A 26172-nucleotide genomic window follows, 5' to 3' on the forward strand; every position below is an offset into this window, starting at 1 on the left:
GTCCCCTCTCCGGGGTGGAGGGTGCCTCAACCGGCCGCGATGGCCGTCAGCAGCACCACCTCGTCGGAGTCCCGCAGCGGGAGGTGCGGGCTGGGCCGCGGGATGCGCTCGCCGTTGAGGAACACCTGGTGCGTGCGCCGCAGCTCGCCGGTCGCGTCCCGCAGCACCGGCCGCAGCTGCGGGTGCCGCTCCTCCAGCAGGGCGAGCGCGGTGCCGAGGTCGACCGCGTCGATCACGGCGGTGCGGTTGTAGTCGACGTAGCGCAGCAGGGCTCCGCTGAAGCGGAAGGTCATCGGCGGCTCTCCTTCGTCCCTCTCGCCCCGGGGGCGTTCCATCCTGTTCCACGGGGCGGTGCGCGCGGCCGGGTTAGCGGGACGCTTACCTGGGGGCTGCGAAGCTGTCGGCATGCGAGGCAGCCCGTCGCGCCCGCGCTCGCTGCGCTGGCGCGTGCTCACCGCGATCAGCGTGGTGGCGGCGGTCACCGTCACGATGTTCGCGGTGCCGCTCGCGATCGCCGTGCGCGACCTGTACCGGAACGAGACCGTGACGGCGCTCGGCCGCGACGCCACCTGGATCGCCGCCGCGCTGCCGGACGAGAACCTGGAGCGCCGCCGGACGGTCCGGCTGCCCGCCCAGGTGCCCGCCGGGCTGGTCGTCGGCGTCTACTCCCCCGCCGGGCGCCTGCTGTACGGGCAGGGGCCGGCCTACTCGGCGGTCGCGGCGCGGGCCGGCGACGGGCATCCGCACGACGGGCGCGAGGGCGGGTTCCTGCTGGCCAGCGCGCCCGTCCCGGCCGAGGGCGGCCAGGCCGGGGTGGTGCGGGTGGGCACGCCGTACGCGCAGGTCGGCGAGCGCGTGGACCGGGCGTGGCTGGCGATGGCGGGCCTCGCCCTGCTGGCGATCGCGCTGGCGGCGGCGTTCGCGCTGCGCCAGTCGGCCCGGCTGGCCGCGCCGCTGGAGCAGCTCACCCGGGCCGCGCAGGCGCTCGGCGAGGGCGACTTCTCGATCCGGCCGCCCCGCTCCGACATCACCGAGGCCGACGCCGCCGGCCGGGCGCTGGCCGCCACCGCGGGCCGCCTCGGCGAGGTGCTGGAACGCGAGCGCTCCTTCAGCGCCAACGTCTCCCACCAGCTGCGCACCCAGCTCACCGGCCTGCTGCTGGGCCTGGACGCGGCGCTGGCCCGGCCGGGGGCCGACCTGAGCGCGGCCATCGAGGTCGCGGTGCAGCGCGGCGAGCGGCTGCGCACCGTCATCGACGACCTGGTCGGGCTGGCCCGCGACACCCGCACCGGCTCCACGCCGCTGGACGTGCCGGCCCTGCTGGAGGAGGTGCGCCTCGACTGGCACGGCCCGCTGGCCGCCCGGGGCCGCGGCCTGCACGTCACGGTGCCGCCCGACCTGCCGACGGTGGCCGCCTCCGCGCCGGCGGTGCGGCAGATCCTGCGGGTGCTGGTGGACAACGCGCTCGCGCACGGCGAGGGCGAGGTGTCGGTCGACGCCTCCGCGGTCGGCGACGCGCTCGCCATCGACGTCACCGACCAGGGCAAGGGCATCGACGAGGACCGCGACCCGTTCGCCCGGCGGGCGGGCGGCGACGGGCACGGCATCGGGCTGGCGCTGGCCAGGTCGCTGGCCGAGGCTGAGGCGGGGCGGCTGGTGCTGCGCCGCAGGTCACCGCCGGTCTTCAGCCTCCTGCTGTCGCCGCCCGCCCAGTAGCCGCCGCGGCGGCCGGCGGCTCCTGGGCGTTGTCCCGGGCTGGGCGGCGTCCGGGCTGGGCGGCGTCCGGGCTGGGCGGCGTCCGGGCTGGGCGGCGTCCGATCTAGGCGTCGTTCTCGTAGCGGTAGCCGCGGCCGCGCAGGGTGGTGATGCGGGCCGGGTCCTCGCCGTGGTCGGCCAGCTTGCGCCGCAGCGCGAACACGTGCACGTCGAGCGTCTTGGTCGGCCCGAACCAGTTCTCGTCCCACACCTCGTCCATGAGCTGCTCGCGGGTGACCACCTCACCGGCGCGACCGGCGAGCGCCGCCAGCAGGTCGAACTCCTTCGGCCGCAGCGCCATCTCCTCCCCGCCGACGTAGGCGCGGCGGGCCGGCAGGTCGAGCCGGAGCCGCCCCACGCTGACCGACCGCCCCTCCGCCGCCGGGGCCTGCCTGCGCAGGTGGGCGCGCAGCCGGGCCAGCAGCTCGGTCAGCCGGAACGGCTTGGTGAGGTAGTCGTCGGCGCCCGCGTCCAGCGCCACCACCACCTCGAACTCCTCGGTGCGGGCGGTCAGCACCACGATCACCGCGCCCGGCAGGACGGCCCGCAGCCGCCGGCACACCGACACCCCGTCGGCGTCCGGCAGGCCCAGGTCCAGCAGGATCAGGTCGGGCGGCACGGCGACGGCGTCGTCCAGCGCCCCGCCCCCGGTACGGGCCCAGGCGGGCTCGTAGCCGCCGGCCCGCAGCGCCTCCACCAGCTCCGCGCCGATCACCTCGTCGTCCTCGACGACCAGCACCCGTGCCCCGCCCATGGCCTAGATGGTAGGCGCGGGCGGCCGGCCGGCCGAGGGGTTCGGCCACGACGGCCGCGAGCGGCCGGCCGGGCACCGGCAAGGTAAGCGTTCCGCTAACCATCGGCAGATCAGGCGCTGACCCGGCCCGGCCTAGCGTGATCGCATGAGGTGCCGGCCCCGGTCGGGGGGACACACGTGACCAGCGCCGTCAGGGCGGGCGGAGCACCGCCGCTCCTGGCGCTCGCGGGCCTGGGGACGGCTCTGCCGGCCGGGTTCGCCGCCCGCGCCCCGGGCTGGACCGGGGCGGACGCGGACCTGGGCGGGGTCGTCCTGGCGCACCGGGCCCCGTGGGCGACCGCGGTGGCGCGGGTGCTGGACGCCGGCTTCGGCGCGGCCACGGGGCTCGTCCTGGTGGCCGCGCTGGTCCTGGCCCTGGCCGCCACGCGGCGGATGCGGGCGGCCTGGCGCTCGCTGGCCGTCGTCGTGGCCGGCTGGGGCCCGGTCCCTCTGGTGCGGGCCGCGGTGGCCCGGCCCCGGCCGCCGGCGGCGCACGCCCTGGTGCTGGAGCAGGGCCCGCACGGCTATCCCAGCTCGCACGTGTGCCTGACGCTGTCGCTGGTGATCGCGTGCGCGCTGCTGGCCGGGTCGGCCGTGCCGCTGGTGCTGCGCGCGGACCGGCTGGGGGCGCTGGCCCTGCGGCTGGACAACCGGCGCCGGTCGTGGCGGGCCGGCCCGCCGGACGCGCGGCGGGTCACGATCCTGCTGCTGCACGCGTACGGGATGGGCGGCACGATCAGGACGGCGTTCAACCTGGCGGCGGTGCTGGCCGGCGACCACGACGTGGAGATCGTGAGCGTGACCAGGACCCGGGACCGGCCGTTCTTCCCGATCCCGCCGGGCGTGCGGGTCTCCTTCCTGACCGGGCGGCGCGCGCCGTGGCCGGCCCGGTGGCGCAGCCGGCTGATCCCGCGGCAGGAGACCGCCTACGACAAGTTCGACCTGCGTACCGACGTGGCGCTGGCGCGGTTCCTGCGCGGCCTGCGGGGCGGGGTCCTGATCACCACCCGGCCGGGGCTGAACCTGGCCGCCGCCCTGCTCGCCCCGCCGGGGGTGATCGTCATCGGGCAGGAGCACGTCGGCTTCGGCACGCACAAGCCCGCCGTGCGGCGGCTGATCGCCCGCCGTTACGGCCGGCTGGACGCCCTGGTCACGCTGACCCGCGCCGACCTGCACGCCTACCGCGCCGCGCTGGGGCCGGGCGCGCCCCGCCACCTGCTGCGCATCCCGAACGCGGTGCCGCCGGTGCGCGGCGGGCCGTCGCCGCTGACCGGGAAGGTGGTGCTGGCGATCGGCAGGCTGAGCAAGGTCAAGGGCTTCGACCTGCTGCTGGCGGCGTGGGAGCAGGTGGCCGCCGCGCACCCGGGCTGGACGCTGCGGATCGCCGGCTCAGGACCGGACCGCGGCCGGCTGCTCGACCTGGCGGAGGAGCGCCGCCTGACCGGGTCGGTGCGCTTCCTGGGCGCGGTGCGGGACGTGGGGGCGCAGCTCGACGAGGCCGCGGTGCTGGCGGTCAGCTCCCGGCACGAGGGGTTCCCCATGGTGATCCTGGAGGCGATGGCCAAGGGCGTGCCGGTGGTGTCCTTCGACTGCCCGTCCGGGCCGGGGGAGATCATCACGCACGGCTGGGACGGGCTGCTCGTCCCGCCCGGCGACGTGGACGCGCTGGCCACCCAGCTGTGCGTCCTGATCGCCGACGAGGCGCTGCGCCGCCGCATGGGCGACCGGGCGCTGCGCACCTCGGGCCGCTACGACGCCGCGCACGTCGGCGCGGAGTGGCGGCGGCTGCTCACGGAGCTGGGCGGCCCGCGGTAGCCGGGGCGGCGCGCAGGGCGGCGAGGGCGAGGTCGAGCTGGACGGGCACGGCCGACTGGTCGCCGGTCGCCTTGGCCCGCAGCGTCGCGCCCTCGAAGGAGTCGATGAGGAAGGCGGCCAGCTCGCCGGCCGGGCGGGAGGCGGTCAGCTCGCCGGACTCCTGTCCTTCGGCGACGGTGGCGGCCACGGCGGCGGTCCAGGAGTCGAGGATCTCCCGGACGGCGGCGCGGACCGGCTCGCCCGCGCTGGCGCACTCGCCGGCGAAGGTGGCCAGCAGGCAGCCGAACTCGACGCCGGTGGCGCGGGTGCGTTCGGCCTGGGCCAGGAAGTGGCGGCGCAGCCGTTCCGCGCAGGAGGAGCCGTCGCCCGCGGCCAGGGCGGAGAAGTCGGTGCCGCGGGCGTAGCGGCGGACGATCTCGACGGCGAGCGCCTGCTTGCTCGGGAAGTGGTTGTAGAAGGAGCCCTTGGGGACGCCCGCCGCCGTGGTGATGTCCTGGACGCTGGCGCCGCCGAAGCCCTGGCGGCGGAAGACGTCCTCGGCGCTGTCGACCAGTCTGCTCTTCACGCTGATCCGTGGCATGGCCTCAATATGACCGCTCATCTTGGGGAGGTCAACCGATCAGGCGGCCTTCAGCGGCGCGACCTCGCCGTGGGGACGGCGGGCCGGGAGGAGCAGGGCGAGCGAGCGCGCCCCGATGCCGCCGATGACCGCGGTGGCGACCGCCACCAGCGCCCAGGCGCCCGCCGTGGCCACCGGCGCGGCGGCGGACGTCAGCAGCCGCACGCCGTAGGTGGCGCTGGCCGCCGTGGTGAAGGTGAACGCCCAGAAGCCGAGGGCGAACGGCAGGCGCGCGTAGCGGCGCAGCAGGAACAGGTGCGGCAGCAGCAGCGCGACCATCAGCCCCGCCAGCACCTCGTGCGCGGCCCCGGGGCGGGCGCCCGCGATCGCCCACCAGGCGTTGCCCGCCACGGCGGGCGGCGCGGAGAAGATCGCCAGGGTCGGCAGCAGCGGCGCGGGCAGCTCGGGACCGGTGACGAACCTGGCCAGCAGGACGGCCCCGATCAGCAGCCAGAACAGCACGCCCGCGCCGAGCAGGGCGACGGCCGCGCCCCGCTGCCCGATCACCGCGAGGGACTGGGCGGCGATGAGGGAGGCGGCGACCGTCGGCAGGAGGTGCCCGCCGTGCAGCGTCGCGGCCTGGCGAGGGGCGGTGAGCAGGGCGGCGACGAACCACGCCCCGAACGCCGCCGCGACCGCCAGCATCACCCACACCAGGGCCGCGCCGGCGGCGGGGGCGTAGGCGGCCAGGTGCGCCGCGAGGAGCGAGCCGGTGGCGGGGGCGAGCGCGGCGAACGGCCCGAGGACGGGGTGGCGCAGGTCCGCGGCGAGGTCGCGCGGGCTCCTGACGCCGAGGCCGTAGCGGATGAGGGTGGCCGCCCAGGCGAGCGCCGCCACGGCCCAGAGGGCTTCGCCGGCGAGCGGCGGGGCGCCGAGCGCGGAGGCGGCCGCGGTCCAGGTGCCGGCGAGGCCGGACAGCCCGAAGCCGATGCCGAGGGTGTTGAGCGGGATCCGCGTCGACCTTGTCATGGCCCGGGACAATATGACCGGTCGTCTTGAAAGTCAATTCGGGCTCCGCCGGGTGGAGGCTGACCGGCGCCGCCGTTGACGGGGGCGGACCAGCGCATGGAACGTCTGGGGCGCTTCCGGGCGGACCGCCCCGCACCGGTCGCTTCTCACGGACCGTCCTGTGATGGGGCCGCTTCGGGCGTGCGACTCTCCGAGAGCCCGACTCGGGACGGGCGCCCCGGGGTCGCTCGGGCGAGGGGGATCAGACGTGGGCGGTCAGGCGGGTGACGGCTTCGGCCACTGACGCGACGGGGATGGCGGCCATGCAGGCCGGGCCGCCGGCCGACAGCGGGCAGGCGGCGGTCCACCAGCACGGCTGTTCGGTGATGGCCGTCGGGCGGCGGTGGCGGCATTCGGGCAGGCCCTGCAGGTCGAAGCCCGCCGGGCCGCCGGGGGTTGCCGGGCCGCCGGGCGTCAGCGGGACGTCGGGGGTCAGCGGGCCGTCGGAAGTCGGCGGGCCGTCGGCGGTCGGCGGGCCGTCGGCGGTCGGCGGGCCGTTGAGGCCGTACCTGCCCGTCCAGGTGGGGCCGAAGAGCCCGACGGTGGACGCGCCCGCGGCGGCGGCCAGGCGTAGCGGGCCGGTGTCGCCGCCGACCACCACGCCGCCGCGCGCGCCGACAGCCGCCAGGCAGGCGGCGAGGGTGCGCAGGTCACAGCGGGGCAGCACGGCAAGGGACGGCCAGGAGGGCGTCGCGGCCTGGAACGGCGAAACGGCCGTCCCCGGCGAAACGGCCGTCCCCGGCGAAACGGCGCACGTGCCCTTGGCGGGGGCGTCGAGCGCGAGCAACGGGTGACCGCCCCGGGCCAGCAGTTCGGCCAGCTCCCGCCAGCGTCCGGCGGGCCAGCGCTTCACCTCCATCCCGGCCTCGGTGATGAGCACGACGGGCGGCCTGGACGGCGAAGGCCCGAAGGCGGCGGACGAGGAAGAGGACGAGGGGGAGGCCGGGGCGAGGCAGGCGGTCACCAGGTGTTCGCCGCGCGCGCGTTCCGCCGGGGTCAAACGCACCCTGGGGCGGGCGGTGCGGTCGTCCGGGGCGAGCAGGCCCTCGTCGCACAGGATGCGCAGGTACCGCTCCCCCACCGGCTCGCCGGGCGGCGGATCGCGCCACAGGTCGGTGACGGCGCGGCCGGCGGCCGCGGTGAGCAGGGCGGGGATGCCGTCGGTCCGGGTGGTCGTGACGGCCAGGTCGGGGCGGTGGGCGGCCAGGGCGGCGGCGACGGCCTCCCGTTCCGCGCCCGGACGCGGGTGGCGGGGCGTACGGACCTCGGCCACGGCCGGGTCGCCGCGCAGCAGCTCCGCGCCGGGCTCGTGTGTGACCACGCGCAGCGCCGCCCCGGGATGGCGGCGGGCCAGGGCGTGGACGACCGGCAGGAGCATGACGAGGTCGCCGATCCCGCCGAGCAGGTCGACGACCAGGATCTCCCGGACCGGCCCTCGCCCCCGCGACCACGACTGCCCCTCGCCCTGGAGGCGCGGCTCTCCCGGATCACCCTTCGGTCGCGACGTCCGGTCCGCCCACCCGCGCGCTGGGTCAGTCATCGGCGGGTGGCGGGGTGAGCAGGGACTCGTACAGGGTGCGGTGGGCGGCGGCGACGCGCGGCCAGGAGTGGCGGGCGGCCAGGCGGAGGGCTTCGGCCGCCAGGCGCCGCCGCAGGGCGGGGTCGTCGAGGAGCCGGGCCACCGCGTCCGCGACGGCCTCCGGGTCGCGGCGGGCCGCGACGGCGGTGACGGCCTCTCCCAGGGGCAGCGCCGGGTCCGGTTCGTCCGGTACGGTGACCGCCGTCGGCAGCCCGTGCGCCAGCATGGTCAGCAGCGCCCCGCTCTTGGTGGTCACTCCGGCCGTGAACGGCAGCACCCCGGCGTCCGCCGCGTGCAGCGCCTCCGAGACCCGCGCGGCGGGCAGGTGCCCGGTGAACGTGACCGCCTCCGCCACCCCGTGCCGCGCGGCGAGCGCGTCCAGCTCGGCGTGAAAGGCCAGCGCCTCGCGCTCGGGCAGCGCCTGCGAGGTGAAGCCGCCGACGACCAGCAGCCGCAGCCCCGGACGGGCGGCGCGGAGCGCGGGCAGCGCCTCGATGAGCTGCCGGACCCCCTTGACCGGGTGCACGAACCCGAAGAAGGCGAGCAGCGGATCCCGCGGCCCCATCCCGAGCGCGGCCCGCACCCGGGCCCGGGCGCCGGCGGCGCGGCCGTGGTCGACGACGTTGGGGGCCAGCGGCACCTCCACCACGCCGTCCGCGCCGGTGCGGAGGCGCACCTGGCAGGCGTGCGCGCCGTTGGTGACGACGACGCGGGCGCTGGCGGGCACCAGGCGGCCGGTCTCCCGGTCCCAGAGGCGGCGGCGTTCGAGCGGACGCCAGAGCCGGTCCGGAACCCAGCCGGGCACCGCCCACCAGCCGTACTCGTGCAGCGTGGTCACCAGCGGGGCGCCCGCTTCGAGCAGCAGCGGCAGCAGGCCGGGGAAGCCGGAGAAGCGGTAGACGGACGGCGCGAACTGCACGTGCACCACGTCCGGGCGCAGCCGCCGCACCCGCCGGGCCGCGTCGAGCGTGGCGGGCAGCCAGCTCCACCCGGTCCCGGCCCGCTCGGGCCCGACGGGCACCCGGACCGCCTCCACCCCGTCGCGGCCGAGCGCGGCGACGAGACGTCCGACATAGTCGCCGACGCCGTCGTGCTCGGCCGGGGCCGGTCCGTGGACCATCGCCACCCGGATGCGCTCGCCCTCCGCCACGGCTCCCCCGTTCCCCATGACGCTGCTCGGGAGGTGCCCGGCAGCCGGTGCGGCAAACCTGCCGACGTGGGGCGTCTGTGCCTGTTCATCCCGTTCTTCGGGGAGGTTGCGTGAGGGCATGGACGTGGCTGACGGCGAGGGCCACGTCTGCTTCGCGCGCTCCTGGGTAAGGGCGAGGGTCATGTCGAGAGGAGGCGGCGTGAGCCGAGGCGGTTCTCAGCAGGCGACCCTGGCGGCCCTGGCGGCCAACATCGGGATCGCGGTGACGAAGTTCGTGGCGTTCCTGTTCACGGGCTCGTCGTCGATGCTCGCGGAGGGCATCCACTCGGTCGCCGACTCGGGCAACCAGGGGCTGCTGCTGTTCGGCAGGTCGCGGTCGAAGCGCGGCCCGACGCCCGCCCACCCGTTCGGGTACGGGCGCGAGCGGTACTTCTACGCGTTCCTGGTGTCGGTGGTGCTGTTCTTCGGCGGCGGCCTGTTCGCCCTGTACGAGGGGTACGAGAAGATCAGCCACCCGCATCCGCTGGAGAGCTGGCCGTGGGCGGTCGGGGTGCTGCTGGGCGCGATCGTCATGGAGGGCCTGTCGCTGCGCACCGCCGTCCGCAACGCCAACGAGCTGCGCAAGGACCGTTCCTGGACCCGCTACATCCGCGACGCCAAGGCGCCGGAGCTGCCGGTCGTCCTGCTGGAGGACGCGGCGGCCCTGATCGGCCTGGTCTTCGCGCTGGTCGGCGTCACGCTCGCGCTGCTGACCGGCAACACCATGTGGGACGGGCTCGGCTCGGTGGCCATCGGCGTGCTGCTGATCGTCGTCGCGGTGACGCTCGCCAGGGAGACCAAGAGCATGATCATCGGCGAGGCGGCGTCCCCGGAGACGCAGCGCTCCATCGAGGACGTGCTGCGCGGCGACGACGTCATCGCCGGCTACACCCAGCTCCGCACCCTGCACCTGGGCCCGGAGGACCTGCTGGTGGCCGCCCGCGTCACCATCGCCGACCACCGCGAGGCCGAGGCGGTGGCCGAGGCGCTCGGCAAGACCGAGCAGCGCATCCGCGACCGCGTCCCGATCGCCTCCGTCGTCTACCTGCAGCCCGCCCCGCACGACGCCGCCGCCACGAGCGCCCGGGACGACGGCAGGGACGACAGCGGGGACGACAGCGGGGACGACGGGTCGCTCAGGTGAAGCGCCGGTAGCTGACCGGGCGGCCGTCCGCGGCGACGGTGCCGACCGTGACCGAGGCTCCGGGGTGCGGCGCGTGGATCATCTTGCCGTCGCCGAGGTAGATGCCCACGTGGCTGGCCGGGTTGCCGAAGAAGACCAGGTCGCCCGGCTGCGGCGTGCTGACCGGCTTGCCGCTCGCCTGGTAGCCGGCCGCCGTGGTGTCGCCGATCTTGATGCCGGCCTGATTGAGGACGTAGTAGGCGAGGCCGCTGCAGTCGAAGGCCGACGGGCCGTTGGCGCCCCACACGTACGGCTTGCCGAGGTGCAGCTTGGCGGCGGCCACGATGCGGGCGCCGGTGCCGGTGCCGGGGTCGAACGGCAGCGGCGTCGGCGGCGGGCCGTCGCCCGCGTAGCCGGTGGGGGTGGCCCCGGAGCTGGTGCCCAGGGGCGAGCCGCCGCTCTGCAGGGTGGTGGTCTTCGGCGCGGGATCGGGGGCCGGCTGCCAGTCGACGGTGTGGCCGGGGCCGGGCACGAAGGTCTGGTCGCCCGGCGCCTTGATCCCGGCGAACGTGGCCGCCCGGTCGCCCAGGAACTTCTTGACGTCCTTCATGGCCTGGGTGACGGCCGTGGCGGCGTCCTCGCTGTGCGGCCTGGCGTCGGACAGCGCCCTGGCGACCTTGGGCGAGACGGCGTCGGTGTAGGCGGTCTGGTCGGCGTCGGGGTGGGCCTCCTTGTACGCGCGCACGTCGTCCAGGAGCGTGCCGCAGATGGAGGAGATCTTCGACTTGGCCGTCTCCAGCGCCTGGGCCGCGCTGTCGAGGGCGCCGGCGCTGCTGGTCAGGGCGTCGTGGAGGGCGCCGCCCGCGCGGTCGTAGCCGGCCATGTAGGTGACGAAGGCGTCGGCCGAGGCGCCGTTCCAGGCGGTGTCGACGTCCCGGACGGCCGAGCTGACCCGGCCGGCATAGTCGTCCACGTTGCCGGCCGCGGCGCGCCACCGCTTGGCGATGCCGCGGATGGCCGCCGGGTCGCCGCTGACCTTGCGTAGCAGCCCGGCCAGCTCCTCGCCGCCGCCCGGCAGCGCGGCGACCTGCTCGGCGACGCCCATTACGCGTCCGCCCCGCTGGCCCGGTTGGCGGTGCGGACGTTCTGCCGCACCTTGTCGAGGGCGCGCTCGACGCCTTCGAGCTTGGAGCCGGCCTGGCCCAGCTCGCCGTCCACCGCGTTCTCGACGGAGTCGACGGCGGCGGCCAGCCCGGAGGAGTCGGCCAGCTTGCCGAAGATCGTGGAGTCGGTGGCCGCGGCCGGATAGCCGCCGCCGAGCTCGGAAGCCTCCTTCGCCACCCGGCGCGCGGTGGACGCGCAGTCCTCCAGCGCCTGGAAGTGCAGGTCGAGCCCGCCCATCCGACAGCCACCCCCGCAAGTTCGCCCTGACGTCCGCTCCTGACGTGATCCATACTGCCTCAAGGACCCCGTCGGTCGCACCCGTCTACGGGGACAACCGTGACAGATGCGGTCAGATCTGCGGGATCGGCGCGAACGGCTGCCGGTAGGAGGCCGGGACGGCGTGCAGCAGCCGGCCGAGGCGGCTGGTCAGCGGCAGCAGCAGCCCGCGCTCGGCGTCGCTCAGCGTCCGCACGTCCCGGTAGTGCACCGACACCATGCCCAGCACCTCGCCGCCCGCGCCGAGCATGGGCGCGGAGTGCACCGTGCGGACCCCGGCGGCGAGCAGCGCCTGCGAGGCCGGGGTGCCGGCCATCCGCGGGTCCAGCCCGACGTCGCGCACCACGACCGCGCGGCGCTGGGCGAGCGCCTGCCCGCACACCGAGCCCGTGTCGGACACGAGCGCGAAGAAGTCCAGGAAATCCTGGTCGAACCCGTAGTGCGCGGCGATCGTGAGCCCGCCCGCCGTCCGGTCGAACACCTGCACGTTGCCCTTGTCCGCGCCGGTGACCTCCAGCGCGGCCCGCAGGGCGGCGGCCATCACCGTGCCGGGGTCGGCCCCGTGGAGGCAGGGGTGCAGGAAACGCCGCAGGGCGGCGCCGCCGTTCGCGAGCGCCTGGGCGGCCGGGTCGCCGGCCGTGCCGCCGGTCGTGCCGCCGGTCGTGCCGCCGGTCGTGCCGCCGGTCGTGCCGCCGGTCGTGCCGCCGGTCGTGCCGCCGGTCGTGCCGCCGGTCGTGCCGCCGGCCGTGCCGCCGGCCGTGCCGCCGGCCGTGCCGCCGGCCGTGCCGCCGGCCGGGCGCGGCCCGCCGGCCGCGCCGTCCGCGCCGTCCCTGCTCTCCGCGCCGTCCGCGCGCAGGCGCTCCAGCTCGCGCCGCGCCGCCTCCTCCAGCTCCTGGAGGCGGCGCCAGCGCATGTCGGTGTCCGCCCGTAACTGCTCCGTGCGGCGGCGGGCCGCCCGGGCCTGCTTGATCAGGCGCTCGGACCTCTCCCGGAAGTCCTCTATGCCCCGGTCCATGCCCGTAGTGTCACTCCGTCCTCGGGCGGCAGGCCAGAACTCTCCCGCCGGGATCACCGGGAGGCGATCATCCCGGCGGTATCCCTGCAGCATGGGGGCGTTTGCTGGTAAGGGTGGAATCATGATCCTTCTCAGGCGTGCGGCACGAGCCGCCGTGCTCGCACTCGTCGTCGTCCCGTTCACCGCCGTCGTCACCACGCAGCCGGCCGCGGCCGAGGCCGGGTCGGCGGCGCGGGCCCGGCGCCTGCTGGATCAGCTCAAGGTCGCGAGCCCGCTCCCCCTGCGCGGCTACAGCCACCGGCGGTTCATGCCGCGCTGGGCGCGCCACCGGGGCGCGTGCGACGCGCGCGAGGCGGTGCTGGCCCGCGACGGGCGGCGGGTGCGCAGGAACGCGGCCTGCCATCCCGTGCGGGGCGTCTGGTACAGCCCGTACGACGGCAGGTGGCTGAGGAGCGAGCGGCAGGTGGACGTGGACCACGTGGTGCCCCTGTCGTACGCGTGGCGTTCGGGGGCCAGCCGGTGGAGCCAGGCGCGGCGACGGGCGTTCGCCAACGACCTCACCCGTCCCGAGCTGATCACGGTCAGCCACTCCGCGAACCTGGCCAAGGGCGGCCAGGGCCCGCAGAGCTGGCGCCCGCAGCGCCGCGCCCACTGGTGCCGCTACGCCACGTCGTGGATCTCGGTGAAACACCACTACCGGCTCTTCGTCACCCGGAAGGAGAAGGTGGCGCTGCTCAACATGCTGCGCACCTGCCGGTGACGTCCCTTGACGACCACTTACAGCCCTTTTAGCCGCCTTGCCGCATTCTGGTCCCGTCACAGCAGTGTCGGGAGGACGAGATGACGACCCCTGGTCCGGACGGGTTCAGCGCCGCGGAGACCCTGGAGGGCGAGCCGCCGAGGCGCCGGTTCCCCCGTGGCCTGGTGCTGGCCGGCACCGTCGCGCTCGTCCTGGCCGCCGGGGCCGGGGTGTCGGCGGCGGCCGCGCTGTCGCCCCCGCCGTCGCCCCCGCCGTCCCCGTCGGTGTCGGGCGGCGGCACGCCGCCCGTGAGCCCGTCCGGCGCGCCCTCCGACGGCAGGGGCCGCGGCTGGGGCCACGGGATGGGCCTCGGCGGGCCCGCCCTGCACGGCGAGTACGTGGTGCGCGGCGACGACGGCGGGTACGTGACCGTCGCCACCCAGTACGGCGCGGTCACCGCCGTGGACGCGGACTCGATCACCGTCAGGAGCGAGGACGGCTACACCAGGGAGTACGCCGTCGGCTCCGGCACCCGCGTCAACCGCGGCGACGCCGGCATCGCCGCGATCAAGACCGGTGCGCAGGTCAGGGTCGTCGCCAAGGTGGCGGGCGGCACGGCCACCGCCGTGGCGGTCCTCACCGCCGACGTCCGGACGCCGGGGAACGGCGACGGGACCGCGCGTGACGGCGGGCAGGGCCGGCACGACATGGGCGGGCACGACATGAACGGGTACGGCATGGGCGGGCACGGCGGCGGCTGGCGTCACCGGCCGCCGACGTCCACCCCGGGCACCCCGGGCACCCCGGGCACCCCCGGCACCCCCGTGCCCGGCCCCACCGGGAGCGTCAGCACGTCCTGACCCGTGTCCCCCGCCCGCGGGCGGGGTAGAGGCGATCGGCATGACGAGCAGAATCGCCCAATGGACCCTCGACGTGCGTGACAGCCGCAGGATGGCGGCGTTCTGGTCGGCGGCGCTGGGCTACGAGGTCGAGCACGACGGCGAGGGCCCGCACCTGTGGCCGCCCGCGGACGCCCCGGCGGGCTCCCCTTCGGTGTGGCTCCAGCCCGCCGCCACGGCCAAGCCCGGCAAGAACCGCTGCCACCCCGACCTTTACGTCCCCGATGGCGGCGACATCGACGCCGAGGTGGAGCGCCTGATCGGCCTGGGCGCGCGCCGGGCGGACGTGGGCCAGCGGGGCGACGAGGGCTTCGTCGTCCTCGCCGACCCGGAGGGCAACGAGTTCTGCGTCCTGCACCGCAGGAGCCCCCGGCCCGCGTGACATCAGGCGGCGGCCCAGTAGCCGAGCGAGGCGGCGGCGCAGGTGACGGCGAGCATGAGGGCGAGGTTGGCGGCGGCCCGGCGTCCGGCGTGCGCGGCCAGGTGGCAGGTCTCCACCATGTGGGTGGAGAACGTGGTGAAGCCGCCGCACCAGCCCATGCCCACCACCGTCGCCCAGGCCGGCGCGGGCACTCCCGCCGCGCCCGCCCCCGAGCCCGCCCCTGAACTCACCGCCGCGCCCGCCACGGCTCCCATCGCCGCGCCGAGCACCAGCGAGCCGAGCGCGTTGACGGCCAGGGTGGCGGCGGGCAGGCGGGTCGGCAGGCGGCGGCGTACCGCGCCGTCGAGCACGAACCGGCAGGCCGCGCCGAGCCCGCCCGCCACGACCACGAGCCAGAAGGTCACGCCGGCGCCCGTCGTCGAGCCGGGCGCAGGTGGGGCGGCCGGTGCCCGGGGCGGCCGAGCGCCAGCCCGGCCGCGCCCAGCCGCGACGCCTCCGGCCAGACTGAGCACGGCGAAGGCGGCGGCGAGCCAGGGCCGTCCCGCCCGGGCCAGCAGGTCGAGCTGGGCGGCCAGGCTGCTGTAGGTGGTGTAGGCGCCGAGCGCCCCGGTGCCGGCGCCGAGGCGCACGTCGCGGCGCAGCCGGGTCTCGGGGCCGCGGCGGGCCAGCGCCTGGGTGAGCAGGCCGAGGGCGAACGCCCCCGTCACGTTCACCGCGATCAGCGCCCACGGCCACTGGCGGCCGTCCGGCAGGCCGAGCCCGACGAGCTGCCGCAGCGCCGTGCCGGCCGCGCCGCCGGCGGCCACCAGCGCGATCAGGCGCGGACGCAGGTAGGCGGGCGTGCTGCTCACCGGCCCAGCCTGCCACGCCCGCGCCCCCACGCCGGGGAGCCGCGCGGCACCCGGGCGACGGACACGGGCGACGGACACGGGCGACGGACACGGGTGACCATTCAGGCGACGGTTCAGGTGGCGGGCGGTGGCGGGGGCCAGGTGAGCGGGAGCCGGCGCACCCCCGTCATCGTCGGCGTCGGGATGAACAGGACAGGGTCCTCCGGATCGGTGCGGATCGGGTTGATCCGGTCGAGCAGGATGCCGGGCGCGACCCGCTCCTCCAGCCGGGCCAGCGGCGCGCCCAGGCAGAAGTGGATGCCGCGCCCGAAGGCCAGGTGCGGGTTGGGGTCGCGGCCGGGGTCGAACGTCTCCGGGCCGGGGAACGCCCGGGGGTCGCGGTTGGCCGCGGCCAGCCAGACCATGACGTAGCTGTCGGCCGGGATCGTCACCCCGCCCAGCTCGCTCTCGCGGGTGGTGGACCGGGCGACGGCGGCGAACGGCGTGAGCAGCCGCAACGACTCCTCGATGACGGCCGGCACCGTGGCGCGGTCCGCCCGCGCCCGCTCCTGCTGCCCGGGGAGGGCGTCGAGGCACAGGACGGTGTTGCCGAGCAGCATCGTGGTGGTGATGTGCCCGGCCAGCAGCAGCACCATCGCGAAGTTGACCACCTGCACGTCGGGCAGGCGCTCGCCGTCCACCTCGGCCTCGACCAGCCGGGTGAGCAGGTCGGCGCGCGGCCGGCGGCGGCGTTCGGCGGCGTGCCCGCCGAGGTAGGCGGCCATCTCCCGCCAGGCCCGCGTCGAGGACTCCACGAGCGCCTGCCGCTCCAGCCCGGTGTCGGTGACCGAGAGCTGGGCGTCGCGCTCGAACAGCGCGTCCGCCCACCGCTTGAACAGCTCGCGGTCGCCTACGGGCACGCCCAGCAGCTCGGCGATGACGATGACCGGCAGCGGGTGGGCGAGGTCGGCCACGAGTTCCAGCCGGCCGCGCTCGCGGGCCGCGTCCAGCAGCTCTTGGGTGAGGGCGGCGATGCGCGGTTCGAGGTCGGCGACGACCTTGCGGGTGAAGGCGCTGCTGACGAGCTTGCGCAGCTTGCCGTGCGCCGGCGGGTCGATCTGGGTGATGAAGCCCTCCATCGACAGCTCCTCGGGCAGGACGCCGGGCGGGAGCAGGCGCACGGTGTCCGAGGAGTAGGTGCCGGGGTCGGCGAGGACGCCGTCGTACTCGGTGAAGGCGAAGAGGTCGCGGGTCTCCCGCAGCCGCGCCCGCTGCTCGGCCCGGTCGCCGGGGAGCACGGACAGCCCGAAGTCGAGGGCCTCGACGCCGAGCCGCACCCCGGCGAGCTGCACCCGCAGGACGTGCTCCCACCCGCCGTGGACGACGCGGTAGCGGTGCTCGCGGCCGGGCGCGGGCACCCGCTCGACCATCCCGGCGCTCTCGAGCCGGCGGGCGACGGTGCTGGTGGCGGTCTTGCTGACGCCGAGGTCGGCGGCCAGCTCGGTGAGCGAGCGGTGCGGCGGGTCGCAGATCATCAGCCAGGCGTACATGCGGCCCATGGTGCGGGTGCCGCCCAGGCGCTCCATGACCAGGCCGTCGCGACCGAGGAGCGCGCAAGGGACTACCGGGCGAGGATCAGGGCGGCGACGTGCTCGCCGATCATCATGGCGTCCAGCGCCGTGGGCGAGCGCAGCGCCACCGGCACGATCGACAGGTCGGCGACCCGCAGCCCCTCGATGCCGTGCACCCGGCAGTCCTCGCCCACCACCGCCCCCGGCGCGCCCTCGGGCCCCATCGCGGCCCCGCCGGTCAGGGCCAGCCGGCTGAACGTCGTGGCGCGCAGCCGCTCCTCCAGCTCGCCGTCCTCGCCCGGCGCGGGGACGGCCTCGACGGTGGCGGCGAAGGCCGGGTGCCGGGCGAGCGTCCAGGCGTGCCGGTACGCCTCCCGCATCCGCCGCAGGTCCCCGGGCTCCCGGTAGAAGCCGAGGTCCACGCGGAGCGGGTCGGCGGCGGACGGCCCGGTGAGCGTGACCGAGCCGCGCGCGGCCGGGGCGAGGTCGCCGACCATGAGCGTGGCCATGACCGGCCCGCCCTGCGGCGGCGGCCCGCAGAACAGGCACAGGTAGAAGCCGTCGTCCGGCTCGTGGCCGGGGATCGCGGGCAGGCGGGCGATCACCTGCGTCACCGGCGCCCGCCGGCACGGCGCCGGGCCGCGGCGGCGCGGGCAGGACCGCGCCGGGCTGGTCGCGCAGGCCGCGCCCGACGCCGGGCAGGTCGGCGGCGACCGCCACCCCGGCGCGGCGCAGCCCGGCGGCGGGCCCGAGGCCGGAGCGCAGCAGCAGCGCGGGCGTGAGCGGGGCGCCCGCGGCGAGGATCACCTCGCGGGCGGTGACGGCCTCTCCCCCGGCCAGCACGCCGTAGCCCGCCCGCGCCGCACCAGCACGCGCTCGACCGGGCAGCCGGCGCGCACGGTCAGGTTCGGCCGCCCGCGGGCGGGCGCGAGGTGGGTCAGCGCGGTGGACATGCGCCGCCGGCCGCGCCGGTGGTGCGGGTACGGCCCGATGCCGCGCGCGCCGGGCGCGTTCAGGTCGGCGCAGTACGGGTGCCCGGCGTCCAGCGCGGCCTCGACCAGCCCGCGCACCGGCGGCGTCCACTGCTCCTCCGGCCAGCGGGTGATCGGGACGGGCCCGGCGTCGCCGTGGTACGGCAGCCCGCCGTACTCCAGGTCGTGCTCCACCCGCCGGTAGGACTCCAGCACCCGCTCCCAGTCCCAGGCGGGCAGCCCGAGCGCGGCCCAGGCGCGGAAGTCCCCGGCCGTGGCCCGCACCGCGCCCATGCCGTTGACCTGGGCCGAGCCGCCCACGACCCGGCCCCGGGCCAGCGGCTCGGCGCGTCCGCCGGTGACGGTGGCCCGCAGCCCCCAGTCGAGCCCGTCCGCGACGCCGGTCCCGTCCCCCGCGTCGGGCCCCGCCTCGAGGACCACGACCCGCCGGGCGGGGTCGGCGGACAGCCGTTCGGCCAGCACGCAGCCCGCCGTCCCCGCCCCGACGATCAGGTGATCGATCTCCATGCGGCCACCGTAGGCAGGGGCCGGCGGCGGGCTCTTGGACGAATGTGACCTGGGCCGCGCGGAGCGCCCATTGCATGGCCATGCATAGGTGTGTATATACTTCTGCTCGTGTCCAAGGTACTCACCTCCCTGCCTGTCGGTGAACGGGTCGGGATCGCCTTCTCCGGCGGTCTCGACACTTCGGTAGCGGTCGCGTGGATGCGCGAGAAGGGTGCAGTGCCGTGCACCTACACCGCTGAGATCGGCCAGTACGACGAGCCCGACATCGCCTCCGTCCCCGGCCGCGCCACCGCCTACGGCGCCGAGGTCGCCCGCCTGGTCGACTGCCGGGCGGCGCTCGTGGAGGAAGGGCTGGCCGCGCTGGCCTGCGGCGCGTTCCACATCCGCTCCGGCGGCCGCACCTACTTCAACACCACCCCGCTCGGCCGGGCCGTCACCGGCACCCTCCTCGTGCGCGCCATGCTGGAGGACGGCGTGCAGATCTGGGGCGACGGCTCGACGTTCAAGGGCAACGACATCGAGCGCTTCTACCGCTACGGCCTGCTGGCCAACCCGTCCCTGCGCATCTACAAGCCGTGGCTCGACGCCGACTTCGTGCACGAGCTCGGCGGGCGCAAGGAGATGTCGGAGTGGCTGCTCGCGCACGGCCTGCCCTACCGCGACAGCACCGAGAAGGCGTACTCCACCGACGCCAACATCTGGGGCGCCACCCACGAGGCCAAGTCGCTGGAGCACCTCGACACCGGCATCGAGATCGTCGAGCCGATCATGGGCGTGCGGGCCTGGGACCCGGAGGTCGAGATCGTCCCCGAGGACGTCACGATCGGCTTCGAGCAGGGCCGCCCGGTGACGATCAACGGCAAGGAGTTCGCCTCCGCCGTCGACCTGGTGCTGGAGGCCAACGCGATCGGCGGCCGGCACGGGCTCGGCATGTCCGACCAGATCGAGAACCGCATCATCGAGGCCAAGAGCCGCGGCATCTACGAGGCCCCCGGCATGGCGCTGCTGCACGCCGCCTACGAGCGGCTGGTCAACGCCATCCACAACGAGGACACGCTCGCCAGCTACCACGTCGAGGGCCGCAAGCTCGGCCGGCTGCTGTACGAGGGCCGCTGGCTCGACCCGCAGGCGCTGATGCTGCGCGAGTCGCTGCAGCGCTGGGTCGGCATGGCCATCACCGGCGAGGTGACGCTGCGGCTGCGCCGCGGCGAGGACTACTCGATCCTCGACACCTCCGGCCCGGCCTTCAGCTACCACCCCGACAAGCTGTCGATGGAGCGCACCGAGGACTCCGCGTTCGGCCCGGTCGACCGCATCGGCCAGCTCACCATGCGCAACCTCGACATCGCCGACTCCCGCTCCAAGCTGGAGCAGTACGCCCGGCTCGGCATCGTGGGCGGCGGCCGACCGAGCCTGGTCGGCGCGGCCCAGGCCGCCGCGACGGGCCTGATCGGCGCGATGGACGAGGGCGGCGCGGAGGCCATCGCCTCGCGCGGCGAGGCGGCCGAGGAAGAGGAGCTGCTGGACCAGGCCGCGATGGAGTTCGGCACCGACTGAGCCCGGCCCCTGTACGCCGGACCACTGCACGCCGGACCACTGCACGGACCACTGGGCGGATGAGCCGCGGGGAGACCTCCCCGCGGCTCACGCGTTCCTGGACGGCAGCAGCCGGGCGGCGTCCAGGGCGAGCGCCAGGTCCACCAGGTCGCGGGGGCGGGCCAGCGAGCGGCCGGTGAGCTGCTCGATCCTGCGCACCCGGTTGACGATCGTGTTGCGGTGGCAGAACAGCCGGGCCGCGGCGCGGGCGGCCGAGCCGTCGCAGGCGAGCCAGGTCTCCAGCGTCGTCAGCAGGGTGTCGCGGTCGGCCGAGTCGAGCGCGAGCAGCGGGCCGAGCGCGCTGTCCAGCAGGTGGAAGGCCAGGTCCGGCCGGGTGATCATGAGCGCGGCCGGGACGCGGGCGTCCAGCCGGGCGATCTCGGGGCCGCCGTCCACGCAGGTGCGCATGGCGAGCAGGGCCAGCTCGTGGGCGGCGCCCAGCTCGGCCAGGCCGGGCACGACCGGGCTGACCCCGGCCACGCCGCTGATGACGACGCTGAGCTCCTTGCACAGCTCGTCCAGGCCGGCCTCGCCGAGCGCGGCCACCGCGACCTCGTGGCCGGTGCGCATCCGCCAGAGCAGCCGCAGGCCGCCCACGCTGCCGGGCAGCCGGGCGTCGTCCTGCCGGCCGCCGCGGCGCACCGTGATCACCGCGTACCGGTCGTGCTCGGGCAGGTCGAGGGCCGCCCCGGCGGCGCGGATCACCCCGGCGTCGGCGCTGCCGTCGAGCAGGGCGTCGAGCAGCGCGTTGACGCGTTCCCTGCTGCGGCCGAGTATCTCCTGCTCGCGCCGGTTGTAGGTGTCGCAGGCGACCATGGACTGCCGGTCGATGGCGTGCCAGACGTGCCCGGCGGCGCGGACCAGCACGCTCAGCCGCTCGGGCCGCTCGCGTTCCATGTGCTCCACGAGCGCCGACCAGACGACCTGGCCGGCCAGGCGGTACATGCGCAGCAGCGAGTCCAGCGGCAGGCCCTGCTCGGCCCGGCGGCGGGCCATGCTGGCGGTGAAGACCAGGTCGCGCCGCTCCGAGGGCTCCTGGAGGATCGCGGTGAGCCCGAGCCGCACGCCTTCGAGCGTGCTCTTCCAGTGCTCGTCGTAGGGCACGCAGGCGCGGTACACCTCGTCGCCGTCGCGGGTGCGGGCGACCAGCTCGCCGGTCAGCTCGGGCAGGTGCTCCAGCAGGACCACGGCGGCGGTGCGCAACGTCTGGCGGACGTCCTCGTCCACGACCGTAGGGGGACGCATTCCACGAGGCTGCCACCGGACCCCGCTCTAGAACAAGGCTCTGTAGCGTTTTGTGATCTGCCGTTGTGCGGCTGCACAACCGGGGCCCGGCCGCGGTGGGCAGGCCGCCTGACTTCACGCCGGCATCTGGACGACGGTGCACGTCAGCGGTTTGGGTGAGCCGGCATGGGGTCTTGGGAGGAAGTCGCCTTGGATGTGGCATGGCGGAGCTGAGCGTCGGCGAGCTCGTGGTGGACTACGGCCCGGTGCGCGCCCTGGACGGCGTGTCGATGCGCGTGCCGTCCGGCGCGGTCGTCGCCGTGCTCGGCGCGAACGGCGCCGGCAAGACGACGCTGCTGCGCGCGGTCTCGGGAACGCTCCGGTTCCAGCGGGGCCGGGTGGCGCGCGGCGCGGTCGAGCTGGACGGCGCCCGCCTGACCGGCCTGCCCGCCGCGGCCGTGGTGCGGCGCGGCGTCACGCACGTGCCGGAGGGCCGGCGGGTGTTCGCCAGGATGACGGTGGAGGAGAACCTGCGCGCGGGCGGCCTCGGCACGCCCCGCCGGGAGGCGGCGCGGGCCAGGGAGCGCGTGCGCGAGCTGTTCCCGGTGCTGGCCGAGCGCTCCCGCCAGCCGGCCGGGCTGCTGTCGGGCGGCGAGCAGCAGATGCTCGCCATCGGCCGGGCGCTGATGGCCGGGCCGTCGGTGCTGCTGCTGGACGAGCCGACGCTGGGCCTCGCGCCGCAGATGGCGGCCAGGATCGCCGCGACGGTCCGGGCGATCAACGCGGCGGGCACGTCGGTGCTGCTGGTGGAGCAGAACGTGGCCACGGCGCTGGCGCTCGCCTCGCACGCGTACGTGCTGGAGGTCGGCCGGGTGGCGATGGAGGGACCGGCGGCCGAGCTGGCCGCCAGCGACGAGGTGCGGCGGCGCTACCTGGGCGTCAGCGACGACGCGCCCGGGGAGCTGCGCGCGCGGGCGGCGCTGGCGAGGTGGCCGGCATGACCCCGGCGGAGACGGCCCCCGGGGGCATGACCCCGACATACCAACCGGGCGGTATGCCCCGGCTGGAGGTCCGCGACGTGACGGTCCGCTTCGCCGGGCTGACGGCGCTCGACGGCGTCGGCTTCACCGTCGAGCCCGGCACCGTCCACGCCGTGATCGGCCCCAACGGGGCGGGCAAGTCCACCTGCTTCAACGTGTTGTCCGGCGTCTACAAGGCCACCTCGGGCAGCGTCCGGCTGGGCGGGGCCGAGCTGACCGCGCTGCGCCCGCACCAGGTGGCCGCGCTCGGCGTGGCCCGCACCTTCCAGAACATCGCGCTCTCCCCCCGCCTGCCGGTGCGCGACAACCTGCTGCTGGGCCGGCACCGGCTCACCCGGGCCGGGTTCGCGGCGGCGGGCCTGCGCCTGCCGCGCGCCCGCCGCGAGGAACGCGCCCACGCGGCCAGGGTCGCCGAGATCGCCGCCTTCGTCGGGCTCGGCGACCTGCTCGCGACCCCGGTGGGGCTGCTGCCGTACGGGGTGCAGAAGCGGGTGGAGCTGGCCAGGGCCCTGGCGATGGAGCCGCGGCTGCTGCTGCTGGACGAGCCGGTCGCCGGGATGAACAGCGGCGAGCGGGTGGAGATGGCCGAGCTGATCGTCTCGGTGCGGGAGAGCCTCGGCATCTCGATCCTGCTCGTCGAGCACGACATGGGCCTGGTCATGCGGCTGGCCGACCGGGTGACCGTGCTGGACTTCGGCCGCCGCATCGCCGACGGCCCGCCCGGCGAGGTGCAGAACGACCCCAGGGTCATCGCCGCGTACCTGGGCACCGAGGAGGGCTCGTGATCACATTCCTGGAGCTTCTGGTCAACGGGATCTCCATCGGGGCCGTGTACGCGCTCATCGCGCTCGGCTTCGTCGTCATCTTCAAGGCCACCGAGGTGGTGAACTTCGCGCACGCCTCGCTGCTGCTGGCCGGCGGCTACGTGGTGGCGCGGCTGCACGCCCAGCTCGGCTTCTGGCTCGCGCTGCTGGCCGGGATCGCGGCGGCGGCGGTGGTCGGCGCGCTGGTGGAGTTCCTCGTCATCCGCCGCAGCAAGGCCGCCTCGCACGGCGTGCTGGCGATCGTGACGATCGGCGTGGACATCGTGCTGACCACCGAGCTGACCCGCCGCATCGGCACCGAGGTGCTGGCCATGGGCGACCCGTGGGGGTCGCGGGTGGTGCGCCTGGGGCCGGTCACGGTCGCCGAGACCAGGATCGTCGCGCTGGTCACGGCGGGCCTGCTGATCGCCGCGTTCCTGCTGGCGTTCAAGTTCACCGGCTGGGGCGTGGCGATGCGGGCCACGGCCGAGGACCCGGAGACGGCCGCGCTCATGGGCGTGCGGCTCGGCCGGGTGTCGCTGAGCGCGTGGGCGGTGGCCGGGGCGCTCGCCGCGGTGGCCGCGCTGTTCCTGTGCGTGTTCCCGACGCCGGGGCTGGACCGCACCTCCTCCCTGGCGGCGCTCAAGGCGTTCCCCGCCGCCATCCTCGGCGGCCTCGACTCCACCACGGGCGCGCTGGTCGGCGGCCTGGCGGTCGGCGTCACCGAGGCCCTGATGACCGGCTACCAGAACGACCTCGCCTTCCTCGGCCGGGGCATCGGCGACGTGGCGCCGTTCCTCGTCATGATCGCGATCCTGCTGCTGCGGCCCGCGGGCCTGTTCGGCACGAAGGAGCTGGCCCGTGTCTAGGTACCTCCTCCGCGCGGCGGCGCTGGCGGCCTTCGTGGCGGTGCCCTTCTACCTGGAGGGGTTCTGGCTGCAGGCGGGCCTGTTCGCCATGTCGGCGGCGATCGGCGCGATCGGCCTCAACCTGCTGACCGGCGCGACCGGCCAGCTCTCCATGGGGCACGCGTTCTTCCTGGCCGTGGGCGCCTACGCGTACGTGTACTTCGCCGCCGAGCCCACGGGGGCACTGGGCGGCCTGGGCCTGCCCACGCCGCTGGCCGCCGTGCTCGCCGTGGCGCTGACCGGGGCGGCGGGCGGCCTGTTCAGCCCGATCGCCGGGCGGCTCAAGGGCGCCTACCTGGGCATCGCCACGCTGGCGCTGATCTTCCTGGGCCAGCACCTGCTGTTCAACGCCGAACCGGTGACCGGCGGCTTCAACGGCCGGGCGGTGCCGCCGATGGAGCTGTTCGGGTTCGCCTTCGCCGACGCGCCCGACCTGGTCGTGCTGAACGTGCCGTTCGGCGCGCTGGAGCGGCTGTGGTTCCTGGGCGGGCCGTTGCTGCTGGCGGCGGCGCTGTTCGCCCGCGGCGTGCTGCGCGGCCGGCCCGGGCGGGCCATGAACACCATCCGCGACCACGAGATCGCCGCCGGGGTGATGGGCGTGCCGGTCACCCGCTACCGGGCCGGGGTGTTCGTGCTGTCGTCCATGTACGGCGGCCTCGCGGGCGTGCTGCTCGCCCTGGTCTTCCAGCGCACCGTGCCCGACTACTTCGGCATGCTGCTCTCCCTCGACTACCTCGCGATGATCGTGATCGGCGGGCTCGGCTCGGTGGGCGGCGCGGTGGCCGGGGCGGTCTTCGTCTCCCTGCTGCCGCAGCTGCTCACCCGCTACAGCGACGCGCTGCCGCTGGTGGCCGCGCCGGGCTCCGGCGAGGGCGTCTCCCCCGCCGAGGCCGCCCGCCTCCTGTACGGCGCGGCCGTGGTCGCGGTCGTGCTCTTCCTGCCGGGCGGCCTGCTCGGCCTGTTCCGGCCGCTGCGCGGCCGGCTGTCCGGGCTGCGGCTGCCCCTGTCCAGCTCTCCCACCCTGTCCCCCGACACGTCCCCCGAGACCAGGAGCTCACATGTCCAGTAACCGCAAGGCCGTCGCCGCCGCGCTCGTGTCGCTGGCACTGGCCGCCACCGCCGCCGGCTGCGCCAGCGGCAAGGCCACCGGTGGCGGCGGCCAGGCGAGCGCCACCGGCGGCGACGGCGTCAAGACCGGCCCCGGCGTGACCGCCGACACCATCACCCTCAGCCTGCTGACCGACCTGACCGGACCGTACGCCTCGCTCGGCAAGAGCCTCACCCAGGCCCAGCAGCTCTACTTCGACCAGGCCAACCAGGCGGGCGGCATCTGCGGCAGGAAGATCGAGACCGTGGTGCGCGACCACGGCTACGACGCGCAGAAGGCGATGGCCGCCTACGCCGAGGTGGCGCCGAAGACGGCCGCGATCCCGCAGTTCATCGGCTCGCCGATGGTGACCGCGCTCAAGGACAAGATCACCACGGACAAGATCCTCACCATCCCGATGGCGTGGGCGACCGGGCTGCTCGGCAGCGAGGCCATCCAGGTCACCGGCACCACGTACGACGTGGACATGATCAACGGCCTGGACTTCCTGATGAAGGAGAAGGGCCTGAAGTCCGGCGACAAGATCGGTCACCTGTACTTCGAGGGCGACTACGGCGAGAGCGCCCTCGCCGGCTCCAAGTACGCGGCGGGCAAGCTCGGCCTGACCGTGGTCGAGCAGAAGATCAAGGCCACCGACCAGGACATGACGGCGCAGGTGGCGGCGTTCAAGAAGGCCGGGGTGAAGGCCGTGCTGGTCTCGGTCGGCCCGCGCCAGGCCGCCTCGCTGGTCGGCGTGGCCCTGGCCGGCGGCATGGACGTGCCGTTCATGGGCAGCAACTCCGCCTACAGCCCGCAGCTCCTGCAGACGCCGGCCGCGCCCGCGCTGCTGAAGGACTTCTACTACGTGACCGCGGGCGCCCCGATCAGCGCGCCGCTGCCCGCCTACCAGAAGCTCATCACCGACTACCAGGCCAAGTACGCGGGCCAGCCGCTGGACAGCGGCGTCGCGGCCGGCTGGACGGCGGCCGTCATCGTCGGCGACGCCCTGCGCAAGGCGTGCGAGAACAAGGACCTCAGCCGGGCCGGCATCATCGCCGCGCACCGCTCGCAGAAGGCGTGGGAGGCCGGGCTCGGCGGCACGCCGATGGACTTCAGCGTCTACGACCGGCCCGCCTCGCGCTCGTCCTACATCGTCAAGCCCGACAAGCAGGCGGTCGGCGGCGCGGTGATCGTCAAGGAGGCCGCCGTGTCCGAACTGGCCGAGGGGTACACCGTCCCCGCGGCGGGCTGAGGAAGG

At 75.7% G+C, this 26172-nt stretch carries 26 protein-coding genes and 1 pseudogene; 12 read left to right on the top strand and 15 right to left on the bottom strand.

What is annotated here, in order from left to right; all coding sequences use genetic code 11:
• Positions 1–26: 26 nt before the first annotated feature.
• Positions 27–293 (bottom strand): MoaD/ThiS family protein, encoded by a 267-nt coding sequence (locus tag MF672_RS18600; protein WP_242380974.1) that lies wholly within the window; start codon positions 291–293, stop codon positions 27–29.
• 112 nt (positions 294–405) lie between these two features.
• Here MF672_RS18600 and MF672_RS18605 point away from each other — a divergent pair, with 112 nt between their 5' ends.
• On the top strand, positions 406–1716 hold the full coding sequence (locus tag MF672_RS18605) for a sensor histidine kinase (RefSeq protein ID WP_242380973.1): 1311 nt from the start codon (positions 406–408) through the stop codon (positions 1714–1716).
• Positions 1717–1819: 103 nt separating this feature from the next.
• Here MF672_RS18605 and MF672_RS18610 read toward each other — a convergent pair whose 3' ends face one another.
• The gene (locus tag MF672_RS18610) at positions 1820–2509 is read right to left on the bottom strand and encodes a response regulator transcription factor (RefSeq protein ID WP_242380972.1); all 690 of its coding nucleotides are present in this window, start codon (positions 2507–2509) and stop codon (positions 1820–1822) included.
• 177 nt (positions 2510–2686) lie between these two features.
• Here MF672_RS18610 and MF672_RS18615 point away from each other — a divergent pair, with 177 nt between their 5' ends.
• Positions 2687–4363, top strand: coding sequence for a glycosyltransferase family 4 protein (locus MF672_RS18615; RefSeq protein ID WP_242380971.1), 1677 nt, complete (start codon positions 2687–2689; stop codon positions 4361–4363).
• On the opposite strand, the gene MF672_RS18620 is transcribed toward MF672_RS18615, so the two are convergent.
• The 4 genes from MF672_RS18620 to MF672_RS18635 form a co-directional block, all read right to left on the bottom strand.
• Complete coding sequence (locus MF672_RS18620) at positions 4338–4943, bottom strand: TetR/AcrR family transcriptional regulator (RefSeq protein WP_242380970.1); 606 nt, start codon at positions 4941–4943, stop codon at positions 4338–4340. The two genes, MF672_RS18615 and MF672_RS18620, sit on opposite strands and share 26 nt — an antisense overlap.
• A gap of 39 nt (positions 4944–4982) precedes the next feature.
• Positions 4983–5951, bottom strand: coding sequence for an SLAC1 family transporter (locus MF672_RS18625; RefSeq protein ID WP_242380969.1), 969 nt, complete (start codon positions 5949–5951; stop codon positions 4983–4985).
• 241 nt (positions 5952–6192) lie between these two features.
• A complete protein-coding gene (locus tag MF672_RS18630) occupies positions 6193–7530 on the bottom strand; it encodes a glycosyltransferase family 9 protein (RefSeq protein ID WP_242380968.1) in 1338 nt (445 codons plus the stop codon).
• The gene (locus MF672_RS18635; protein WP_242380967.1) at positions 7523–8737 is read right to left on the bottom strand and encodes a glycosyltransferase; all 1215 of its coding nucleotides are present in this window, start codon (positions 8735–8737) and stop codon (positions 7523–7525) included. The genes MF672_RS18630 and MF672_RS18635 overlap by 8 nt, the downstream gene beginning before the upstream one ends.
• Positions 8738–8918: 181 nt before the next feature.
• Here MF672_RS18635 and MF672_RS18640 point away from each other — a divergent pair, with 181 nt between their 5' ends.
• A complete protein-coding gene (locus tag MF672_RS18640; protein ID WP_242380966.1) occupies positions 8919–9902 on the top strand; it encodes a cation diffusion facilitator family transporter in 984 nt (327 codons plus the stop codon).
• Here MF672_RS18640 and MF672_RS18645 read toward each other — a convergent pair.
• From MF672_RS18645 to MF672_RS18655, 3 genes are all read right to left on the bottom strand, one after another.
• Complete coding sequence (locus tag MF672_RS18645; protein ID WP_242380965.1) at positions 9895–10986, bottom strand: bifunctional WXG100 family type VII secretion target/C40 family peptidase; 1092 nt, start codon at positions 10984–10986, stop codon at positions 9895–9897. The two genes, MF672_RS18640 and MF672_RS18645, sit on opposite strands and share 8 nt — an antisense overlap.
• Positions 10986–11282: a hypothetical protein gene (locus tag MF672_RS18650; RefSeq protein WP_242380964.1), complete on the bottom strand. Its 297-nt coding sequence runs from the start codon at positions 11280–11282 to the stop codon at positions 10986–10988. Before MF672_RS18650 ends, MF672_RS18645 begins: the two co-directional genes overlap by 1 nt.
• A 112-nt stretch (positions 11283–11394) precedes the next feature.
• Positions 11395–12336 carry a GAF domain-containing protein gene (locus MF672_RS18655; protein WP_247815303.1) on the bottom strand — a complete coding sequence of 314 codons (942 nt, stop codon included), beginning with the start codon at positions 12334–12336 and terminating at the stop codon, positions 11395–11397.
• Between the two features lie 121 nt (positions 12337–12457).
• Here MF672_RS18655 and MF672_RS18660 point away from each other — a divergent pair, with 121 nt between their 5' ends.
• From MF672_RS18660 to MF672_RS18670, 3 genes are all read left to right on the top strand, one after another.
• Positions 12458–13096: an HNH endonuclease family protein gene (locus tag MF672_RS18660; RefSeq protein WP_242383902.1), complete on the top strand. Its 639-nt coding sequence runs from the start codon at positions 12458–12460 to the stop codon at positions 13094–13096.
• A gap of 80 nt (positions 13097–13176) precedes the next feature.
• Complete coding sequence (locus tag MF672_RS18665; protein WP_242383903.1) at positions 13177–13935, top strand: hypothetical protein; 759 nt, start codon at positions 13177–13179, stop codon at positions 13933–13935.
• 40 nt (positions 13936–13975) lie between these two features.
• Entirely contained in the window at positions 13976–14356 is a 381-nt protein-coding gene (locus MF672_RS18670; protein WP_242383904.1) for a VOC family protein, read from the top strand.
• Between the two features lie 2 nt (positions 14357–14358).
• On the opposite strand, the gene MF672_RS18675 is transcribed toward MF672_RS18670, so the two are convergent.
• The 5 genes and pseudogenes from MF672_RS18675 to MF672_RS18690 form a co-directional block, all read right to left on the bottom strand.
• Positions 14359–15207, bottom strand: a complete 849-nt coding sequence (locus tag MF672_RS18675; protein WP_247815304.1) for a fluoride efflux transporter FluC — start codon at positions 15205–15207, stop codon at positions 14359–14361.
• A gap of 113 nt (positions 15208–15320) precedes the next feature.
• Positions 15321–16772: a cytochrome P450 gene (locus MF672_RS18680; protein ID WP_242383907.1), complete on the bottom strand. Its 1452-nt coding sequence runs from the start codon at positions 16770–16772 to the stop codon at positions 15321–15323.
• Positions 16773–16807: 35 nt separating this feature from the next.
• Positions 16808–17371: a GMC oxidoreductase gene (locus MF672_RS18685; protein WP_247815305.1), complete on the bottom strand. Its 564-nt coding sequence runs from the start codon at positions 17369–17371 to the stop codon at positions 16808–16810.
• A gap of 109 nt (positions 17372–17480) precedes the next feature.
• Positions 17481–17600 (bottom strand): annotated as a pseudogene (locus MF672_RS52180) (GMC family oxidoreductase N-terminal domain-containing protein); the annotation flags it as partial.
• Positions 17561–18256 (bottom strand): GMC family oxidoreductase N-terminal domain-containing protein, encoded by a 696-nt coding sequence (locus MF672_RS18690; RefSeq protein WP_247815306.1) that lies wholly within the window; start codon positions 18254–18256, stop codon positions 17561–17563. The pseudogene MF672_RS52180 and the gene MF672_RS18690, both read right to left, overlap by 40 nt.
• Positions 18257–18364: 108 nt before the next feature.
• Here MF672_RS18690 and argG point away from each other — a divergent pair, with 108 nt between their 5' ends.
• Positions 18365–19813, top strand: a complete 1449-nt coding sequence (argG, locus tag MF672_RS18695; protein ID WP_242382062.1) for an argininosuccinate synthase — start codon at positions 18365–18367, stop codon at positions 19811–19813.
• 87 nt (positions 19814–19900) lie between these two features.
• On the opposite strand, the gene MF672_RS18700 is transcribed toward argG, so the two are convergent.
• Positions 19901–21097, bottom strand: coding sequence for a PucR family transcriptional regulator (locus tag MF672_RS18700; protein ID WP_242382061.1), 1197 nt, complete (start codon positions 21095–21097; stop codon positions 19901–19903).
• A 200-nt stretch (positions 21098–21297) separates the two neighbouring features.
• Between MF672_RS18700 and MF672_RS18705 the strand changes: the two genes are divergently transcribed.
• From MF672_RS18705 to MF672_RS18725, 5 genes are read left to right on the top strand one after another with little or no spacing between them, the layout of a single operon-like run.
• Positions 21298–22077, top strand: coding sequence for an ABC transporter ATP-binding protein (locus MF672_RS18705; protein WP_242382060.1), 780 nt, complete (start codon positions 21298–21300; stop codon positions 22075–22077).
• Positions 22078–22130: 53 nt separating this feature from the next.
• Complete coding sequence (locus MF672_RS18710) at positions 22131–22901, top strand: ABC transporter ATP-binding protein (RefSeq protein WP_242382059.1); 771 nt, start codon at positions 22131–22133, stop codon at positions 22899–22901.
• The gene (locus MF672_RS18715) at positions 22898–23788 is read left to right on the top strand and encodes a branched-chain amino acid ABC transporter permease (RefSeq protein ID WP_242382058.1); all 891 of its coding nucleotides are present in this window, start codon (positions 22898–22900) and stop codon (positions 23786–23788) included. The genes MF672_RS18710 and MF672_RS18715 overlap by 4 nt, the downstream gene beginning before the upstream one ends.
• Complete coding sequence (locus tag MF672_RS18720) at positions 23781–24896, top strand: branched-chain amino acid ABC transporter permease (RefSeq protein ID WP_242382057.1); 1116 nt, start codon at positions 23781–23783, stop codon at positions 24894–24896. Before MF672_RS18715 ends, MF672_RS18720 begins: the two co-directional genes overlap by 8 nt.
• Positions 24886–26166, top strand: a complete 1281-nt coding sequence (locus MF672_RS18725) for an ABC transporter substrate-binding protein (protein ID WP_242382056.1) — start codon at positions 24886–24888, stop codon at positions 26164–26166. Before MF672_RS18720 ends, MF672_RS18725 begins: the two co-directional genes overlap by 11 nt.
• Positions 26167–26172 lie beyond the last annotated feature (6 nt).

It is taken from the genome of Actinomadura luzonensis, from assembly GCF_022664455.2.
Taxonomy (GTDB): Bacteria; Actinomycetota; Actinomycetes; order Streptosporangiales; family Streptosporangiaceae; genus Nonomuraea; species Nonomuraea luzonensis.

What these genes read in the sequence shown, in the direction of transcription:
- MF672_RS18600 (WP_242380974.1), bottom strand. Translation starts at nt 293, where the DNA reads ATGACCTTCCGCTTCAGCGGAGCCCTGCTGCGCTACGTCGACTACAAC.
- MF672_RS18605 (WP_242380973.1), top strand. Translation starts at nt 406, where the DNA reads ATGCGAGGCAGCCCGTCGCGCCCGCGCTCGCTGCGCTGGCGCGTGCTC.
- MF672_RS18610 (WP_242380972.1), bottom strand. Translation starts at nt 2,509, where the DNA reads ATGGGCGGGGCACGGGTGCTGGTCGTCGAGGACGACGAGGTGATCGGC.
- MF672_RS18620 (WP_242380970.1), bottom strand. Translation starts at nt 4,943, where the DNA reads ATGCCACGGATCAGCGTGAAGAGCAGACTGGTCGACAGCGCCGAGGAC.
- MF672_RS18625 (WP_242380969.1), bottom strand. Translation starts at nt 5,951, where the DNA reads ATGACAAGGTCGACGCGGATCCCGCTCAACACCCTCGGCATCGGCTTC.
- MF672_RS18630 (WP_242380968.1), bottom strand. Translation starts at nt 7,530, where the DNA reads ATGACTGACCCAGCGCGCGGGTGGGCGGACCGGACGTCGCGACCGAAG.
- MF672_RS18635 (WP_242380967.1), bottom strand. Translation starts at nt 8,737, where the DNA reads ATGGGGAACGGGGGAGCCGTGGCGGAGGGCGAGCGCATCCGGGTGGCG.
- MF672_RS18645 (WP_242380965.1), bottom strand. Translation starts at nt 10,986, where the DNA reads ATGGGCGTCGCCGAGCAGGTCGCCGCGCTGCCGGGCGGCGGCGAGGAG.
- MF672_RS18650 (WP_242380964.1), bottom strand. Translation starts at nt 11,282, where the DNA reads ATGGGCGGGCTCGACCTGCACTTCCAGGCGCTGGAGGACTGCGCGTCC.
- MF672_RS18655 (WP_247815303.1), bottom strand. Translation starts at nt 12,336, where the DNA reads ATGGACCGGGGCATAGAGGACTTCCGGGAGAGGTCCGAGCGCCTGATC.
- MF672_RS18660 (WP_242383902.1), top strand. Translation starts at nt 12,458, where the DNA reads ATGATCCTTCTCAGGCGTGCGGCACGAGCCGCCGTGCTCGCACTCGTC.
- MF672_RS18665 (WP_242383903.1), top strand. Translation starts at nt 13,177, where the DNA reads ATGACGACCCCTGGTCCGGACGGGTTCAGCGCCGCGGAGACCCTGGAG.
- MF672_RS18670 (WP_242383904.1), top strand. Translation starts at nt 13,976, where the DNA reads ATGACGAGCAGAATCGCCCAATGGACCCTCGACGTGCGTGACAGCCGC.
- MF672_RS18680 (WP_242383907.1), bottom strand. Translation starts at nt 16,772, where the DNA reads ATGGAGCGCCTGGGCGGCACCCGCACCATGGGCCGCATGTACGCCTGG.
- MF672_RS18690 (WP_247815306.1), bottom strand. Translation starts at nt 18,256, where the DNA reads ATGGAGATCGATCACCTGATCGTCGGGGCGGGGACGGCGGGCTGCGTG.
- MF672_RS18700 (WP_242382061.1), bottom strand. Translation starts at nt 21,097, where the DNA reads ATGCGTCCCCCTACGGTCGTGGACGAGGACGTCCGCCAGACGTTGCGC.
- MF672_RS18705 (WP_242382060.1), top strand. Translation starts at nt 21,298, where the DNA reads ATGGCGGAGCTGAGCGTCGGCGAGCTCGTGGTGGACTACGGCCCGGTG.
- MF672_RS18710 (WP_242382059.1), top strand. Translation starts at nt 22,131, where the DNA reads ATGCCCCGGCTGGAGGTCCGCGACGTGACGGTCCGCTTCGCCGGGCTG.
- MF672_RS18725 (WP_242382056.1), top strand. Translation starts at nt 24,886, where the DNA reads ATGTCCAGTAACCGCAAGGCCGTCGCCGCCGCGCTCGTGTCGCTGGCA.